The 15,917-nt window shown below is 61.8% G+C and carries 16 protein-coding genes; 10 read left to right on the forward strand and 6 right to left on the reverse strand.

The window, feature by feature from the left end; translation table 11 throughout:
• Positions 1–12 precede the first annotated feature (12 nt).
• Positions 13–3,414: an AsmA-like C-terminal domain-containing protein gene (locus RCCGE510_RS09110; protein ID WP_007629236.1), complete on the reverse strand. Its 3,402-nt coding sequence runs from the start codon at positions 3,412–3,414 to the stop codon at positions 13–15.
• 125 nt (positions 3,415–3,539) lie between these two features.
• Here RCCGE510_RS09110 and RCCGE510_RS09115 point away from each other — a divergent pair, with 125 nt between their 5' ends.
• The 5 genes from RCCGE510_RS09115 to RCCGE510_RS09135 all read left to right on the forward strand — a co-directional run bounded on the left by RCCGE510_RS09115 (position 3,540) and on the right by RCCGE510_RS09135 (position 8,369).
• Entirely contained in the window at positions 3,540–4,013 is a 474-nt protein-coding gene (locus RCCGE510_RS09115; protein WP_007629238.1) for a peroxiredoxin, read from the forward strand.
• Complete coding sequence (locus RCCGE510_RS09120) at positions 4,010–4,837, forward strand: ferritin-like domain-containing protein (protein WP_007629239.1); 828 nt, start codon at positions 4,010–4,012, stop codon at positions 4,835–4,837. The genes RCCGE510_RS09115 and RCCGE510_RS09120 overlap by 4 nt, the downstream gene beginning before the upstream one ends.
• A 107-nt stretch (positions 4,838–4,944) precedes the next feature.
• Positions 4,945–6,264: a peptidoglycan DD-metalloendopeptidase family protein gene (locus tag RCCGE510_RS09125; RefSeq protein WP_007629240.1), complete on the forward strand. Its 1,320-nt coding sequence runs from the start codon at positions 4,945–4,947 to the stop codon at positions 6,262–6,264.
• Positions 6,265–6,421: 157 nt separating this feature from the next.
• Positions 6,422–7,939: a DEAD/DEAH box helicase gene (locus RCCGE510_RS09130; RefSeq protein WP_007629241.1), complete on the forward strand. Its 1,518-nt coding sequence runs from the start codon at positions 6,422–6,424 to the stop codon at positions 7,937–7,939.
• Positions 7,940–7,946: 7 nt separating this feature from the next.
• Positions 7,947–8,369, forward strand: a complete 423-nt coding sequence (locus RCCGE510_RS09135; RefSeq protein ID WP_007629243.1) for an NUDIX domain-containing protein — start codon at positions 7,947–7,949, stop codon at positions 8,367–8,369.
• Here RCCGE510_RS09135 and RCCGE510_RS09140 read toward each other — a convergent pair whose 3' ends face one another.
• Both RCCGE510_RS09140 and RCCGE510_RS09145 read right to left on the reverse strand, forming a co-directional pair.
• On the reverse strand, positions 8,370–8,687 hold the full coding sequence (locus tag RCCGE510_RS09140) for a TfoX/Sxy family protein (RefSeq protein WP_007629245.1): 318 nt from the start codon (positions 8,685–8,687) through the stop codon (positions 8,370–8,372). It abuts the gene before it with no gap.
• Positions 8,688–8,722: 35 nt separating this feature from the next.
• Positions 8,723–9,217, reverse strand: a complete 495-nt coding sequence (locus tag RCCGE510_RS09145) for a flavin reductase (protein WP_037078204.1) — start codon at positions 9,215–9,217, stop codon at positions 8,723–8,725.
• Between the two features lie 179 nt (positions 9,218–9,396).
• Here RCCGE510_RS09145 and RCCGE510_RS09150 point away from each other — a divergent pair, with 179 nt between their 5' ends.
• The 5 genes from RCCGE510_RS09150 (at position 9,397) to purB (ending at position 13,936) form a co-directional block, all read left to right on the forward strand.
• Positions 9,397–10,479, forward strand: a complete 1,083-nt coding sequence (locus RCCGE510_RS09150; protein WP_007629249.1) for a branched-chain amino acid ABC transporter substrate-binding protein — start codon at positions 9,397–9,399, stop codon at positions 10,477–10,479.
• A gap of 64 nt (positions 10,480–10,543) precedes the next feature.
• Positions 10,544–11,221, forward strand: a complete 678-nt coding sequence (gene rpe / locus RCCGE510_RS09155; protein WP_007629251.1) for a ribulose-phosphate 3-epimerase — start codon at positions 10,544–10,546, stop codon at positions 11,219–11,221.
• A complete protein-coding gene (locus RCCGE510_RS09160; protein WP_007629254.1) occupies positions 11,218–11,943 on the forward strand; it encodes a DUF2259 domain-containing protein in 726 nt (241 codons plus the stop codon). The genes rpe and RCCGE510_RS09160 overlap by 4 nt, the downstream gene beginning before the upstream one ends.
• Positions 11,944–12,020: 77 nt before the next feature.
• Positions 12,021–12,506: a hypothetical protein gene (locus tag RCCGE510_RS09165; RefSeq protein ID WP_007629256.1), complete on the forward strand. Its 486-nt coding sequence runs from the start codon at positions 12,021–12,023 to the stop codon at positions 12,504–12,506.
• A gap of 122 nt (positions 12,507–12,628) precedes the next feature.
• Entirely contained in the window at positions 12,629–13,936 is a 1,308-nt protein-coding gene (gene purB / locus RCCGE510_RS09170; protein WP_007629258.1) for an adenylosuccinate lyase, read from the forward strand.
• A gap of 68 nt (positions 13,937–14,004) precedes the next feature.
• Here the strand turns inward: purB and RCCGE510_RS09175 are convergent, their stop codons facing one another.
• The 3 genes from RCCGE510_RS09175 to RCCGE510_RS09185 all read right to left on the reverse strand — a co-directional run bounded on the left by RCCGE510_RS09175 (position 14,005) and on the right by RCCGE510_RS09185 (position 15,873).
• Positions 14,005–14,406: a hypothetical protein gene (locus RCCGE510_RS09175; protein ID WP_007629260.1), complete on the reverse strand. Its 402-nt coding sequence runs from the start codon at positions 14,404–14,406 to the stop codon at positions 14,005–14,007.
• A gap of 56 nt (positions 14,407–14,462) precedes the next feature.
• On the reverse strand, positions 14,463–14,942 hold the full coding sequence (locus RCCGE510_RS09180) for a low affinity iron permease family protein (RefSeq protein ID WP_007629263.1): 480 nt from the start codon (positions 14,940–14,942) through the stop codon (positions 14,463–14,465).
• 127 nt (positions 14,943–15,069) lie between these two features.
• Positions 15,070–15,873, reverse strand: coding sequence for a DUF2189 domain-containing protein (locus RCCGE510_RS09185; RefSeq protein ID WP_007629265.1), 804 nt, complete (start codon positions 15,871–15,873; stop codon positions 15,070–15,072).
• Between the last annotated feature and the right edge of the window lie 44 nt (positions 15,874–15,917).

A 15,917-nucleotide genomic window follows, 5' to 3' on the forward strand; every position in this document is an offset into this window, starting at 1 on the left:
AGGTTCCGCGCCCTACTGGAATTCGAAAATCTGCCGGAAGACACCCGGCGCGATGATCGACAGCGGGTTGATCTGCAGGTTCGGCTGGTCGAAATTGCCGGTGAGCTTGAAGGTGATGCCGATCAAGCCGCGGTCGCTGCCGTTACCGAGGATGACGCCGATCAGCGGCAGTTCGGCAAACAGCCGGTTGAGGCCGTAGGCCGGCATGAAGGTGCCGGTCATGTCCATATTACCCTTGCGGTCGCGCACCACACCCTGGAAGGTGGCGCCGATCTGGTCGCCGCGCAGTACGCCATTCTCGATGCCGACCATGCCATTGCGTGAGACGACGCGGGCAAAGCCGCGCTGAAAGCGCTGCGATGAGGTATCGATCTCGCGCTTGACGGCTTCGTTGAGGCTGCGCTGCTCATTTCCGACAGGCGTCGAGACGATCGAGCGCAGCCGTTGTTCGTTGACGATAGAGAACCGGCGCACGTCGAGCGAGCCGTCCCAGCCGCCCTGTGCCGAAAGCCTGATTGCCAGATTGAGCAGGCCGCCCTGCATGTGCTTGTAGAGATCGGCGAAACGCGATACCGCGCCGGCATCGCCGCTGGTGATGTTGATGACGCCGCCATCCTTCATCTGGCTGACCACGGCTTCGCCGCTGTCGGTAACGGCGGAAAAGTTCAACGTCTGCAGCTTGTCGCCGCGCAGTGACACCTGCGCCTGGAAATTGCCGATCTTCTCATCGTTGAAGCCGACGACGTTTTTCAACCGCGCGCGCACCGATACGCCGGCGTCGCCGGCATCCCCGCCACCATCGCTATCGCCAGAGCCGGATTTCAGCCGCGCGATGACCGGCCGCGCATCGGCGCTGTCACCGGAAACCGAGACGTCGAAATTGCCCTTGCTGCGCTTGACCGACAGGGCGAAATCATCGAGCGAGGAGAGTTTGACGCTGTCGAAATCGGCTGAGATCAGCCCGTTTTTGCCAACGTTGAGCGAACCGTTAGCGCCGAAACCGTCGCCCTTCAGCCGGAAGTTCTTGATCTGGGTGTTGTCGGCCGGGCCCGAGGTTTCGAATTCGGCTGAAGCCGCAATGCCGCTGCCCTTCGACCAACCTATCCACGGCAAGTCGAGTTGCGACCGGGTGAGGTCGAGCTGAACGTCCTGCCGGTCGTCGTCGATCCGCGTCAGCACCATCTTCACGCTGCCGCCGATAATGCCGGAAAGGCCGGGTATCAGCTTGTTGCGCTGCTCCTCGGAAAGCGTCGCAGTGATCACCCGCTGCCGCTTCGCGCTGTCGGCTGCCTCGACCGGCTCGGTAAGATCGATATCGGCCGGGACGCCATCGATCTGGGCCTTGCCATCGAGCGTGATCTGTTTCGGATTGCCGTTCAGCGTACCGTTGAGATTGCTGATCATCCGGCCGGAAAACGGCTTGGCAAGATCGATATCGGTGAGCTTCATGGCCGCCGTCCATTCGGCCGGCGGCGGGTTCTGCGAGGAGAGCAGACCGAAATGCGCCTTCACATTCGCCTCGATCCGCCCCTTGAAATCGTCGGGCGTAAAGCCGGCGCGCTGCAGCACCCGGATCGGCCTGTAGGTCAGAAGCTCGCCGACGGCATCCGCTGCCCCGGAGACCGTAAGATCGATATCCGCCATCAGCGGCTTGTCGTAGGTGGCGGGCAGGATGAAGGTTCCCTCCCCGAGAACAACGGACCGGCCGGAAGGGAAAAACGACGTGCCGCTCTTGATCGCGATCGTCGCAACGGGGCCGGCCAGGTCGAAATGTGCCGACGTGTCACGGATCGGCGGAATGTCGCCGGCGACGTTCATCCGCGCGCCCGCGATGTCGAAGCCGATGCGGATCTGGTTGGCGTCGAGCTTCAACCCCTTGCCGCCGGCTGCCTCGTCCAGCCTGCCGAACGGAATGAAGACGGAGATGGCGGCGTTGGTGACGGTGCCGCCGAAGAGGTTGGCCTGAACCCAGGTGCGCACTTTCGGCGCCATCCAGAACGGCCACATTTGTTTGATCGCCGTCGTCTGTAACTGTGCCGACTGGCCGGCAAAGCTGATCTCCGGCGATTTGCCGCCGAGCTTGACGTGCAGTGCCCCGTAAAGCGCGCCGAGCGGGCTGGAGACGGTCATGTTGGGAAACAGGAATTCACGCCCGGCGACGAGGTAGCGCCCGGTCGCCTGGATGTCGAAGGCGACGGGCTGCTCGCCGGAGCCGCTGGGGGCTGCCATGCCGCCGCTGACCAGCAGATCGATGCCGAAGCCCTTGCCGGCCTGCGGGTCGAGCTTGTCGAGATCGATCAGCGCGCCGTTGATCGGAAGCGTGGTGGCGCCAAACCGGACGTTCGACCGGGCGATCTCGAGCGTCTGCTTGTCAAAATCATAGACGAGGTTGATCTGCCCGCCCGACAGCTCCTGCGGATCGCTATCTGCATAGATCAGGCCGGGATCGATATCGACCGTCGCCGCAAGGGCCGGCTGTACCCCATCGCGCGCCCTGGTGGCCGACACCGTCAGGTCGGCAAAGGCGCTGAGCCCTTGGCGGATCACGCCCTGATCGTTGCGTTTCAGCGAAAACGGCGTGAGATCGGCATGTTTGAGCGTCGCCACGACCTTCGATACGTGGCCGCCTTCCTTTTCGGCCAGCACGTCGAGCTCCGCCACCTCGCCGTTCAGCGCCACCTCACCGGTCAATTGCAGCGAGGATCGGCCGGCATGGGCAAAGACGAGGTTGTCGACGACCAGCGACAGCGGGCCGTTGGCGGTATCGGCGAGCTTGATGTTTATGCCGGAGATGCGCACCGAACTGGTCGATCCGCGGGTCACGATGCTGTCGAACATGTCGAATTGCGAGAAGATCTTCTCCATCGCCGCCGGCATCGCGTCGATGCGCAGATCGTCGAGCGTCAGAGGATTGCCGGAGGGCAGCAGCGCGGTATCGAGCGCGATATCGTCCGCTTCGATGTCGGTGACGGCGATGCGTCCGCGGAAGAGCTGCAACGGATCGAGCCCCAGGCGCACCGAAGCCGTCGTCGACAGGTGCTGGCCGCTCTGCTCATCGATCATGTTGACGTTGCGCGCTTCCAGCGCCAGTCGGAAATCCGAGGTGAAACGGATGACGGTGGAGCCGACCTCGGCGTGGTAACGCGGCCCGGCCACGCCGTTCAATGCCGCCTGCGCCTGATGCGACAACGGCTTGTCGAACATGCCGCTCTCGACGGTAAAAATGATCGCAGCGAGAACGAGGAGAATCAGTCCCACAAACCCCAAGGTCAGCTTCGCCGTGCGTCGCATCGGCGAACGCGGCGGCGGGCAATGAACGATGATCGGATCCTCGGCCTGGGCGGACGGCAAGCGGTCCAGCGCAACGATATCCTTCTTGCGAAACGTGACCTTTTCGCCGCGGATGGCTGACATGCGCCTTCGGGCTCTCCCTTTAAGTGAAGAATTGAACCCGGCCATGCTGGACGGGTTTCCGTCCACTATATAATTCGGGGAGAGAAAGTGTCATCCACAAACCCGGCAAAAGAAAGGTTTTCCTAATGGCGGTTCCAGGCATCGGCGCCACGGCTCCTGATTTCAACCTCCCCCGCGACGGCGGCGGCCGCATCTCGTTGGCCGAATTCCAGGGCAGGCCGCTCGTACTGTTCTTCTATCCCAAGGACGATACGACAGGCTGCACCGCCGAATCGCTGGCTTTCACCGCGCTGGCGGGCGAGTTCGAGGCGGCAGGTGCCGTCGTCATCGGCATGTCGCCCGATTCGGCCGCCTGCCATGACAAATTCGTCAAAAAGCACCGTCTTTCGGTGGCGCTTGCCTCGGACGAGGAAAAGACCACGTTGCAGGCCTATGGCGTCTGGAAGGAGAAGAGCATGTACGGCCGTAACTTCATGGGCGTCGAGCGGACCACTTTCCTCATTCGCCAAGACGGCACGATCGCCACCATCTGGCAGAAGGTGAAGGTGCAGGGCCATGCCGAAACCGTACTCGAGGCGGTGCGGAATCTGGCCGCGTGACCGGAGATCTTGCAATAACGTCACTGCGCGGCGGCGCCATCGATGCCATCTGCTCCGCCGATCTCGACCGCAAGACGGCGCTAGCGCAGGAAAGCGCCACCCGCTGGTTTGCCCGCCGGGTGTCGTTGCGCTCGCCGCTTGATGCTGCTTTGCCGGACAGGCCCGGCCGTCCTGACAGACCGCTGCTGACACCGCCGACAAAGGTGGAAAAGCGCTCGCTGCATACGCTGAAAGGCCGGATCGCCCTGCTCCATGCCATCGCCCATATCGAGCTCAATGCCGTCGATCTGGCGCTCGATATCGTCGCGCGATTCGCCACCGAGCAGGTGCCGAATTCCTTCTTCGACGGCTGGATGCAGGTTGCCTTCGAGGAGGCCAAGCATTTCCGCATGGTGCGCGCCCGCCTCAAGGATCTCGGCGCCGATTATGGCGATCTTCCCGCCCATGACGGGCTCTGGCAGGCAGCCCATTCGACGCGCAACGACCTGACGGCAAGGCTTGCCGTCGCGCCGCTGATTCTCGAAGCCCGCGGCCTCGACGTCACGCCGTCGCTGCAGGCAAAGATGCGCCAGACCGGCGATCTCGAAAGCGCCGCGGTCCTCGATGTCATCTATAATGACGAGAAGGGCCATGTCGCCGTTGGTGCCAAATGGTTCCGCTTCCTCTGCGCGCGGGAAAAGCGCGACCCGGCAAAAGCCTTTCAGGAACTGGTACGAGCCAATTTCCGCGGCCCGCTGAAGCCGCCCTTCAATGATCTCGCCCGCGCCGAGGCCGGGCTGACGCCATCCTTCTATCGCTCGCTCGCATCGATCAGCCACGCCTGAGATCATTGGTATTTTTGGCGCGCATGACGATAAAGAAAGCATTCATTAACCATAAACGTGTCTAATTTTTCCCGAAGAGGCGTAGCGCATCAATCGGGAGAGCCTGCGTGAACAGCGGACATCAGCACCGGGTATTCGGCAGGCGGGCCCAGGAACATATCCTGATCCTCGCAAGCGGCGACAAGGTCCGCCACATGACGGTGCGGCCGTGGATGGCAGCCCTTGCCTTCTGCGTCGTCGGCGTCTTCTCGATCGGTTACCTCCTCGCCACCTCCTATCTCGTGCTGCGCGACGATCTGATCGGCGCCACCATGGCGCGCCAAGCCCGGATGCAGCACGATTATGAAGACCGCATCGCCGCCCTGCGCGCGCAAGTCGACCGCATCACCTCCCGGCAACTGCTCGACCAGCAGGTGGTCGAAGATAAGGTCGACAAGCTGATGGAGCAGCAGATGGCGCTGACCTCGCGCCATGGCAAGCTCGACAATCTGCTCGACCGGGCCGAAAGCTCCGGCCTGACGGAAAAGGACGGCGCTCTGCCTGCCTCCTCTTCGCCCGTCCAGTCCTATGCCCCTGATCTCAAGGACAAGCGCGCTTCGCTGACCGGTGGCGGCATCCAGGCAATCGAGAAACAGCTGGCGAGCGGCGCCCCCGCCGATGCGACACCGGACAATTCGACGCTTGCTTATGTCCCGGCCGCCGAGACGGTTGGCGACCGCGCCGACCGCATCTTCTCAAACGTGACGCTGTCGCTGAAGGATCTCGAACAGGACCAGCGCAACCGCGTCGAGCAGCTGACGAGCGACGCCGGCAATGCCGCCAACGCCATCGGCACAGTGCTGACCCGCTTCAAGATTCCGGTGCCTGAGGAGACTGCGGCCAGGCAAGACGACGATGCCGTCGGCGGCCCCTATGTCGAACCTGAAAGCAACGACGATTTCAACAATTCGCTGGTCGAGCTCGACGGCGCGCTGACGAGGCTCGAAGCGGTGCGCAGCACCGCTGAATCCCTGCCCTTCCGCAATCCCGCCATCGGCAAGGACGTGACGAGCCCCTTCGGCAACCGCCGAGACCCTTTCCTCGGCCGCCTCGCGCTGCATTCCGGCATCGATTTCCGCTTCTCGCCGGGCGAGAAGATCCACCCTTCGGCGCCCGGCAAGGTCATTTCAGCCGGCTGGACCGGCGGTTACGGCAACATGGTCGAGGTCGATCACGGCAACGGCATATCGACGCGCTACGGCCATATGTCGCAAGTGCTGGTCAAGGTCGGCGACACGGTCGGCCGCAACGACGTCATCGGCCTTGCCGGCAGCACCGGCCGCTCGACGGGAACCCATCTGCATTATGAGGTGCGCCAGGACGGCCACGCGGTCGATCCAGTATATTTCATGAATGCCGGCCTTAAACTCGCCACCTACATCAAGTAACAGCCGACAGGTAACCATCGCTTCACTCTGTACAGGGTGCGGCCTCTCTATTTCTTGACTTGCCGGCCATTCGGGGCTATGTCGCGCTGCATTGCGGCATGCAATCCCGCCGACTCGTTCAGAGATCGGCCGAACCGAAACGGAAACAGTTTTCCCTTTGACGACATTCGCTGACCTTGGCTTGAGCCAAAAAGTGCTATCCGCTGTGACCGACGCGGGCTACACGATCCCCACGCCTATTCAGGCGGGAGCCATTCCCTTTGCGCTCGAGCGCCGCGATATTTGCGGCATCGCGCAGACCGGAACTGGCAAGACGGCATCCTTCGTTCTGCCGATGCTGTCGCTTCTGGAAAAGGGGCGCGCCCGCGCCCGCATGCCCCGCACGCTGATTCTCGAGCCGACGCGCGAACTCGCCGCCCAGGTCGCCGAGAATTTTGAAAAATACGGCAAGAACCACCGTCTCAACGTCGCCTTGCTGATCGGCGGCGTTTCCTTCGAGGACCAGGATCGCAAGCTTGAGCGCGGCGCCGACGTGCTGATTTGCACGCCAGGCCGCCTGCTCGACCATTTCGAGCGCGGCAAGCTCCTGATGAGCGGCGTCGAGATTCTCGTCATCGACGAGGCCGATCGCATGCTCGACATGGGCTTCATCCCCGATATCGAGCGCATCGCCAAGATGATCCCGTTCACCCGCCAGACGCTGTTTTTCTCGGCAACCATGCCGCCGGAGATCCAGAAGCTTGCCGACCGTTTCCTGCAAAATCCCGAGCGCATCGAAGTGGCAAAGCCGGCGTCGGCCGCAGAGACGGTGACGCAGCGCTTTGTCGCCTCGCACGGCAAGGACTACGAGAAGCGCGCGGTGCTGCGCGAACTCGTCCGCGCCCAGACCGAACTCAAGAACGCCATCATCTTCTGCAACCGCAAGAAGGATGTCGCCGATCTCTTCCGGTCGCTGGAGCGCCACGGCTTCTCCGTCGGCGCCCTGCATGGCGACATGGATCAGCGCTCCCGTACGATGACGCTGCAAAGCTTCCGTGACGGCAATCTCCAGCTGCTGGTTGCCTCCGACGTCGCCGCCCGCGGCCTCGATATTCCCGATGTCAGCCACGTCTTCAATTTCGACGTGCCGATCCATTCCGAGGATTATGTCCACCGCATCGGCCGCACCGGTCGTGCCGGCCGCTCGGGTGCCTCATTCACGCTTGTCACCAAGCGCGACACCAAATTCGTCGATGCAATCGAAAAGCTGATCGGCCAAAAGGTCGAGTGGCTGAGCGGCGATGTGAGCTCCTTGCCGCCGGCAGAAGAAAGCGCCGACAGCGAGCGCCCGCGGCGCAATAGCCGCGAGCGTGGCGCAAAGGGTGAACGCGGTGAGAGGGATCGTGGGCGCGGACGCGGCAATCGCAGCGCCACAGGTCATAAATCTGATAACGACATCCAGGATAATGGCGTAGACGTGATCCAGGCAGCACCAGTAAAGGCCGACATCGTGAAGAACGAGCGCAAAGCAGAGCAGAAGCCGCAAAACAATGCGCGCAACAGCCGGCCTTATCCGGCAAATGATGACAGCCGCGACCGCCGCCGCCATCGCGACCATGATGACGGCCCGACCCCGGTCGGCTTCGGCGACGATATCCCCGCCTTCATGCTGATCGCCGGCAGCGCCAAGATCTGAACATCCAATGGGCAAGCCCGGTCTCGATTTTCCGGGCTTCGGCGTCGGCGTAGTGATTCTGCGCGACGCCAAGGTTCTTCTGTATAAACGCGTGCGACCACCCGAAGCCGGATATTGGAATATCGTCGGCGGCAAGGTCGATCATATGGAGCCGGCCGAGCAAGCCGCGCGCCGCGAGGCCGAAGAAGAGACCGGCCTCACGATCGGCCGGATCGAGAAAATCGGCATGACCGAACAGATCATCGATACCGACCGTCAGCACTGGATTTCGCTCCTCTATCTCGCCCGCGACGTCGAGGGCGAGCCGCAATTGACCGAACCGGACAAGCTTTCGGATTTCGGCTGGTTTCCGCTAGCGGATTTGCCGGAACCATTGTCGGCCTTTACCAAGGCCGCGATAGCCGCTTTGCCGGCTGTCGAACGCGGCTAGTCACTCGGCGCGCAGCGACGCCTCATAGGCCAGCCGCACCCATTTCGCCATCAGATCGGGATCGTCGTAAGCCTCGTCGGGGATCGACCAGTAGGGCATCTTCACGGGTTTGCCCTTCTTGCCGTCATAGCTCCATTGCGTCGCGCCGGCGGCGGCAAATTCCGGGGCGCTTGTCTCGTCGGCCTTCAGCAGCATCTCGTCACGCACTTCGAGCGCGATGATGCGTCCGAGATGATAGATGCCCTTGCCGCCGAACATGCGCTTGACCGTGACGGGACCGAGCCCCTGAAACATTTCCTCGATGCCGGCATTGTCCATTCTCTATTCCCTCGAAATCCCGGCCGTGGCGGCCATCACAGCGCGTGATAATCCCGGTTCATATAGATGAGCGCCGGGTGCTTTTCGCTGAAGCGCACGGCCGCGACCTCGCCGAAGATGACATTGTGCGTCGGCATTTCCTTGATGTCGGTCACCCGGCAGTCGAAGGCTGCGAGCGCATCGGCGAGCACCGGCGCGCCGGTGACCAGCGTCTCGAAACGAGCGCTGGCGAAACGCTCGCTATCGGCAAGCGACGTCCGTCCGGAAAAGGCGTCGGCAACGCTCTGATGATGGGCGCCGAGCGTGTTCAGCACGAAGACGCCGCTGCGGAAAAAGATCTCGTTCTTCGGATTGGTGTTGTTGAGGCAGATCAGCACCGAGGCTGGATTGTCCGAGACCGAGCAGGCGGCGGTGATGGTGACGCCGCGGCGCAACTCGCCCATCGCCGTCGTTACGAGTTGCACATGGCCGGCATAACGGCTCATGGCATCGCGATAAAGACCAGGGTCGATATGCTGCCTGTTCAACACCTGCTTCTCCCGTGCTTTTCTGCATGGATCGACTTGTTATCGCGCCAATATGGCGAGCATCGGTTACCTTTTCTACAATAGGACCGGTGAAAAGCACTGCTTCACACTTGTTTTTCTTTGACGATCGCGGCCTTGCGGATAAAAGGGCATGGACGATGGCTAGGGGATTTCCGCCTTTCATGATCAACCTGCGTGGCATAGCAGCTTTTCTGGCGCTGCTGGGAGCGGCGGCGCAAGGCCATGCGGCCGGCGTGACGATCGGCGTCGTCGCCCCCCAGAATGGCCCGCTCGCTTTGCTTGGTGCTCAGATTACCACTGGAGCCGGTTTCGAGATCCAGCAGTCGGGAAATACCCTCGTCGCCATCAACGAGACCTGCGAGGACAATAGCGGTGCTGCGGTTGCCGATGCGCTGGTCGCAGCCAAGGTGCAGGTCGCGGTCGGCTTTCTCTGCAGCGAGACGCTGGAAGGCGCGCTGCCGAAGCTGAAGGACGCCGACATTCCGGCGATGACCGTCTCGGCGCGCTCCCGCATTCTGATGGAGGATGCGCTGAAGAACGGCTGGCCGCTCTTCCGCCTGGCGCCCGCCGATGGCACTGAGGCAGCAAAGATCAACGAAGTGATCCTCAAGGACTGGGCCGCCGATCCGATCGCGCTGATCGAGGACGGCACCATCCATGGCCGCGAACTGACGGAAGCGGTGCGCAATGCGCTGGAGCAGAACGGCCTAAAGCCGGTCTTTACCGATACCTACCGGCCGGGACAGGAGCAGCAGATCGCTCTCGTACGTCGCCTGAAACGCGCCGGTGCGACCAGGGTTTTCATCGGCGGCGATCGCAACGATGTCGCCGTCATCGCCCGCGACGCCAAGGCGGAAAATATCCCGCTGTCCATTCTCAGCGGCGATGCCATGCGCGCCGCCGACCAGCCGCTGCCGCTCAACCCCGGCGCGCGCGCCGTCGCCCTACCCGAATACGCATTTCTGCCGGAAGGCACTGCTGCAGCCGACGCGCTGCGCGCCAAAGGCATCGAGCCGGAAGGATATGTCCTGCCGTCGCTGGCAGCGGCACTGATTGCCGGCCAGGCGGTGGAAGCCGCGGTTGCGGCCGGCAAGCCTCTCCAGGAGGCGTTGGTGGGCACGACATTCCAGACACCGGTCGGCACTATTGCCTTCACCGCCGCGCATGAACTTTCGCAAAATCCCTACCGCCTGCTCGAATGGCGGGGCAACGGCTTTTTTCCACCGGCCGCGCCAACGCAATGAGCGGCGGCGCGCCAGCCTTGAATTCGGGCGCCACGGTCCGGCTGCCCATACGGAGTGAGATTTGATGACGCTGCCCATTCGCATTGCCCCTTCGATCCTCGCAGCCGATTTTGCCCGGCTCGGCGAGGAGGTGCGCAACGTCACGGCCGCCGGCGCCGACTGGATCCATCTCGACGTGATGGATGGGCATTTCGTGCCGAATATCTCCTTCGGCCCCGATGTCATCAAGTCGCTGCGCTCCTATACCTCCGCCACCTTCGACTGCCACCTGATGATCTCCCCGGTCGACGACTATCTCGAAGCCTTCGCCAAGGCCGGCTGCGACCGGATCACCGTCCATGCTGAAGCCGGGCCGCATCTGCACCGCTCGTTGCAGACCATCCGCAATCTCGGCAAGAAAGTCGGAGTGACGCTTAATCCGGCAACCCCGCTCAGTGCCATCGAAAACGTGCTCGACGATGTCGATCTCATCCTGATCATGTCGGTCAATCCCGGCTTTGGCGGGCAGAAGTTCATTCCGGCGATGGCTGCCAAGATCGCGGCTGCGAAGTCACTGATTGGTGATCGGCCGATCGAACTCGAGGTCGACGGCGGCGTCACGATGGAAACGGCGCCTGATATCGCGCGGGCCGGCGGCAACGTTCTCGTCGCCGGCTCGGCGATTTTCAAGGGCGCGACCGTCGAGGATTATCGCCGAACCGTCGCCGATCTGCGTCAGGCAGCCGAAGGGGCACGAGCATGAAGAAGCGTCTGATCTTGAGTGCCATCCTTGGCGCTGCACTTGCCGGCCTGCCCGGCATGTCACTGGCCGGCGACATCGCCAATATCCAGCCGATCGGCTTTTCCGCCGACGGCAAGGTCTTTGGATTTCAGGAGTTCGGCATCGAGGAGAGCGGCGGTGTCCCCTACTCCAACACCTATTTCGTCGATACCGACAGCGGCCAGTATCTCGAGGGCACGCCCTTCCACACCGAGATGACCGAGAAGGACGCCAATCTATCCAAGGCGCGGCGGCAGAACCTGACGGCGGCGCGCAGCCAGATGGACAAATACGATCTCTTGACCAATCCCGGACTGATTGCCGCCTTAAATCCGCCGACCGAACTTGGCTCTCCCTCGAAGACCATCCGCTACACCACGCTTGCGTCCGATGGTCCGCCGAAATCGCCCTATACGCTTTCGCTCGGTGAGATGCCGGTGCCGACACCGAAGGATTGCGCGTCGATCGACAAACGGGTGCTCGGCTTCAGCCTGCAGATGATCGAGAAGCAAGGCGCTCCGAACCGCCAGGCGGCGCGGCAAGCAACGGCGGTTCCGGCCGATCGCGCCTGTTCTGTGGAATACCGGATCGGCGGGGCGATGGTCTATCAACCGGAAGCCGGAAACCAGGTTCACATCGCCCTTATCCTGGCCTTCGACGCCGACAGGAACGGACGCTGGATTGCCGTTCCGGTTCATCCCTGAACCCGGATCGCCCAAGGATGGATGGCCCGAGCCCGGATCGGCCCAAGACGGATCGCCCAAGGACGGATCGCCCGAGAATGGATCGTCTAAGAGCTGCGCGGCCGCCCTACCCCGATCTGATTGCCGGTGCGTTGTTTTGGGGCGCGCAGATGCTCGCCTCAGCCATGCTTGGCCTTTACCTGCGCAACGGCCTGCAGACGAGCCGGCTTGCCGAAATCGCCGCCCTTTATTTCGCCGGCGGCCTGCTCGCCTGGCCGTTCGCCCTGCCGGTCGCCCGCTTCTTTGCCTATGACAGGCCGCCGGAAGCGCGTTTTGCCGCCTTCTTCGTGACGCTGGCAGCAGCGACGATCGCAATGACCGCCTTCCTGTTCGCCATGGAATACCGGCTCTTCTATTCGCGCTGGCACGCGCCCTTCGGCAGTTTCGTCTGGGCTTTTCAGTTCGTCTTCACCAGCGTCAGCGCCGTCTACCAGTTCCTGGTCATCGGCTTGCGCCTTTTCCTGCCGCTCGGCCTCGTCTGCCTTGTCGCCAGCAGCTATCATCTCGCCAAACGCATGCGTTGAGATTGCCGTCCGTCTTTGCTACAGGGGCACTGAAGCAATTCCAGGAAAAGTGCCTCGCGGTTTTCCGTCCGGAATTGCATAAAAACGAAACGCTTAAACCTCTTGAAGTGAAGGCAACCGCCATGATTCCGCGTTACTCCCGCCCCGAAATGGTCGCCATCTGGTCTCCCGAAACCAAGTTCCGCATCTGGTTCGAGATCGAGGCGCATGCCTGCGACGCGCTGGCCGAACTCGGCGTCATCCCCCAATCGGCGGCAAAGACGATCTGGGAAAAAGGCGGGGCTGCCACCTTCGACGTCGACCGCATCGACGAGATCGAGGCCGTCACCAAACATGACGTCATCGCCTTCCTCACCCATCTTGCCGAGATCGTCGGCCCGGATGCGCGTTTCGTCCACCAGGGCATGACCTCATCGGACGTGCTCGACACCTGCTTCAACGTCCAGCTGGTGCGCGCCACCGACATCCTCATCGCCGATATCGACCGCCTGCTCGCAGCGCTGAAGAGCCGCGCCTTCGAACACAAGGACACCGTCACCATCGGCCGTTCGCACGGCATCCACGCCGAGCCCACCACCTTCGGCGTCAAGCTGGCGCTCGCCTATGCCGAATTCGAGCGCTGCCGCCAGCGCCTGGTCGCCGCCCGCGAGGAAATCGCGACCTGCGCCATTTCAGGCGCCGTCGGCACCTTCGCCAATATCGATCCGCGTGTCGAAGAACATGTCGCCGAGGCGCTGGGCCTCAAGGCCGAGCCGGTCTCGACCCAGGTCATCCCGCGCGACCGCCACGCCATGTATTTCGCCACCCTCGGCGTCGTCGCCTCGTCGATCGAGCGCCTGGCGACCGAGATCCGCCACCTGCAGCGCACCGAAGTGCTGGAGGTGGAAGAATATTTCTCGCCCGGCCAGAAGGGCTCTTCGGCCATGCCGCACAAGCGCAACCCGGTGTTGACCGAAAACCTCACCGGCCTTGCCCGCATGGTCCGCTCCTACGCCATGCCGGCCATGGAAAACGTCGCCCTCTGGCACGAGCGCGATATCTCCCACTCCTCGGTCGAACGCATGATCGGCCCCGACGCCACCGTCACTCTCGACTTCGCCCTTTCGCGTCTCGCCGGCGTCATCGAAAAGCTGCTGGTCTACCCCGAGAACATGGAGAAGAACCTCAACAAATTCCGCGGCCTCGTCCACTCCCAGCGCGTCCTCCTGGCGCTGACCCAGGCCGGCACTTCCCGCGAAGACGCCTACCGCCTGGTGCAGCGTAACGCCATGAAGGTCTGGGAACAGGGTAAGGACTTTCTGGAAGAGCTGCTGGCGGATGCTGAGGTGCGCGCTGCGCTTTCCGAGGAGGATATCCAGGAGAAGTTCGATCTCGGCTATCATACGAAGCATGTCGATACGATTTTCCGTCGGGTGTTTGGGAACGCTTGAGGATTCGCGATCAACGCGATGACGGCGCCCTCGCTGGCGCCGTCTGCCGGCTAATCTCACGATGGGATTTATGGGAGCTTTTCTCTTCTTAGGCGCAGCCTGAGCAGAACTGGGAAGGCGACGCATGCGACAAGGACAGAAGGCAGCGAAAAAGCCAAGAAAACAGCCGGCAGGTATAGTTTCCCATCGCCATCGGCAAATAAAAACAAAAGCATTACAACGACTAACAATAGAGCAAGAACAAAAACAATAAACGCCCACCAAAACGGACGTGAATTTATTTCATTATACCTTACGCGATAAAAAACAAATAATATGAACACGATGGGCAGCGAAAGAATAAATTTCAGCACCATGGTTGCGATCTCGAAATATCCGAGGAAAAACGGCAAATGACCGAGCGTCATTCCTAAGAAATAAGGCTGAAAAAACAATTCAACCTGCGGCTCTCTCAGAATGGAGTCGTTCATTTTCTCCGCCATTGCATGTAACGATCCCAATATGATTGCGATTTGTATTTGATAAGTTAGTTCTTCTCAAGCGGCCGATGTTTTTGCTTCGGCGCTTTGGCGGCCACGGCACGCTTCCTCGTCTCCTCCTTTTTCGGCATCACCGCATTGGCGGCCTCCTCTGTCCTACAAGCCTCCGTCTCGCCCCTGCCCTTCGCCGCCTTGGCGACCAACTCGTCGAGGCGCTTCAGCTCCTCCTCGTCGAGATTTTCGATGCCGATGAAGCGGTTTTCGGCGTGGCTCGTCAGGATGATTTCGTTGAGCTTGGCCTGGATCGCCCGAGTGTCGCGCGTTTGGGCGTTTTGCAGCACGAAAACCATCAGGAAGGTGATGATCGTCGTGCCGGTGTTGATGACCAGCTGCCAGGTTTCCGAATAGTCGAAGAAGGGCCCGAGTATCGCCCAGATGATGACGGCGATGATCGCCAGGATGAAGACCGCGGGCTTGCCGGCCCATTCCGAAATCTTGGTCGAGAAGCGGGCGAACAGATGCTTCATCGTCACCTCCGAAATCCTCCCACAAGCCGGTCAAAGATAACGCGGCGAGAGGTTTGGAGGTTCCGGGAACGGGCGAAGCTTTGAATTCCGGGGATCGCGACAGTTCGAGATCCCCGGAAAGCTTCGATTACACGGCTTCGCGCGCAATCAGCTTGCGATAAAGATGCCAGGTCGCATGGCCAAGGATCGGAATGACAAGCGCAAGTCCGGCAAACACCGGAATCGTGCCGATGACGAGCAGTGCTGCGACGATCAGCCCCCAGAGCAGCACCGGCACCGGATTGGCAATCGTCGCACGGATCGACGCCGTGACAGCGGCCACTGCTCCGACGTCGCGGTCGAGAAGCAGCGGAAAGGTGATGACGGTCATCGACAGTACCACGAGCGCAAAGACGAAGCCGATCAGATTGCCCCAGATGATCAACTGCATGCCCTCGGGCGTGCCGAAGACCTGGCGGAAGAAATCCGCCATGCTGCGCGGAAACACTTCACCGAGCAGATTGCTGTAGAGCGTCTGCGCCGCCACCAGCCAGACGACGAAAAGCGCACAAAGCATCAGCCCGACGGCGACGATCGACGGCAGCGCCGGGGAATGGCGTACGTCGAGCGCATGCGTCCATGACGTGTCGAGACCGGCTTCGCGCCGGCGGCTGATCTCGTAGAGGCCGATCGCTGCGATCGGGCCGATCAGCACGAAACCTGCCATCAGCGGAAAAACCATCGGCAAAAGGTTGGCGCCCGATGTCCACAGCGTCAGGAAGACGCCGGCGATCGGGTACATCAGGCACAGGAACACGTAGTGCGACGGTTTCTCCATGAAATCCTCGTACCCGCTTTTCAGCGCGTCGAAGACGTCGGCGATACCGATGCGATTGACAACGGGCCGCGCCAAGCTTTCGCCTGCACCCGTCATGACATGAAATGCCGCCATGGCTTTCTCCTCCTCAGCCGAGACCTGGTCGGCGGCGGACACGC

Origin of the sequence: Rhizobium sp. CCGE 510 (genome assembly GCF_000292525.1) — a bacterium.
GTDB lineage: Bacteria > Pseudomonadota > Alphaproteobacteria > Rhizobiales > Rhizobiaceae > Rhizobium.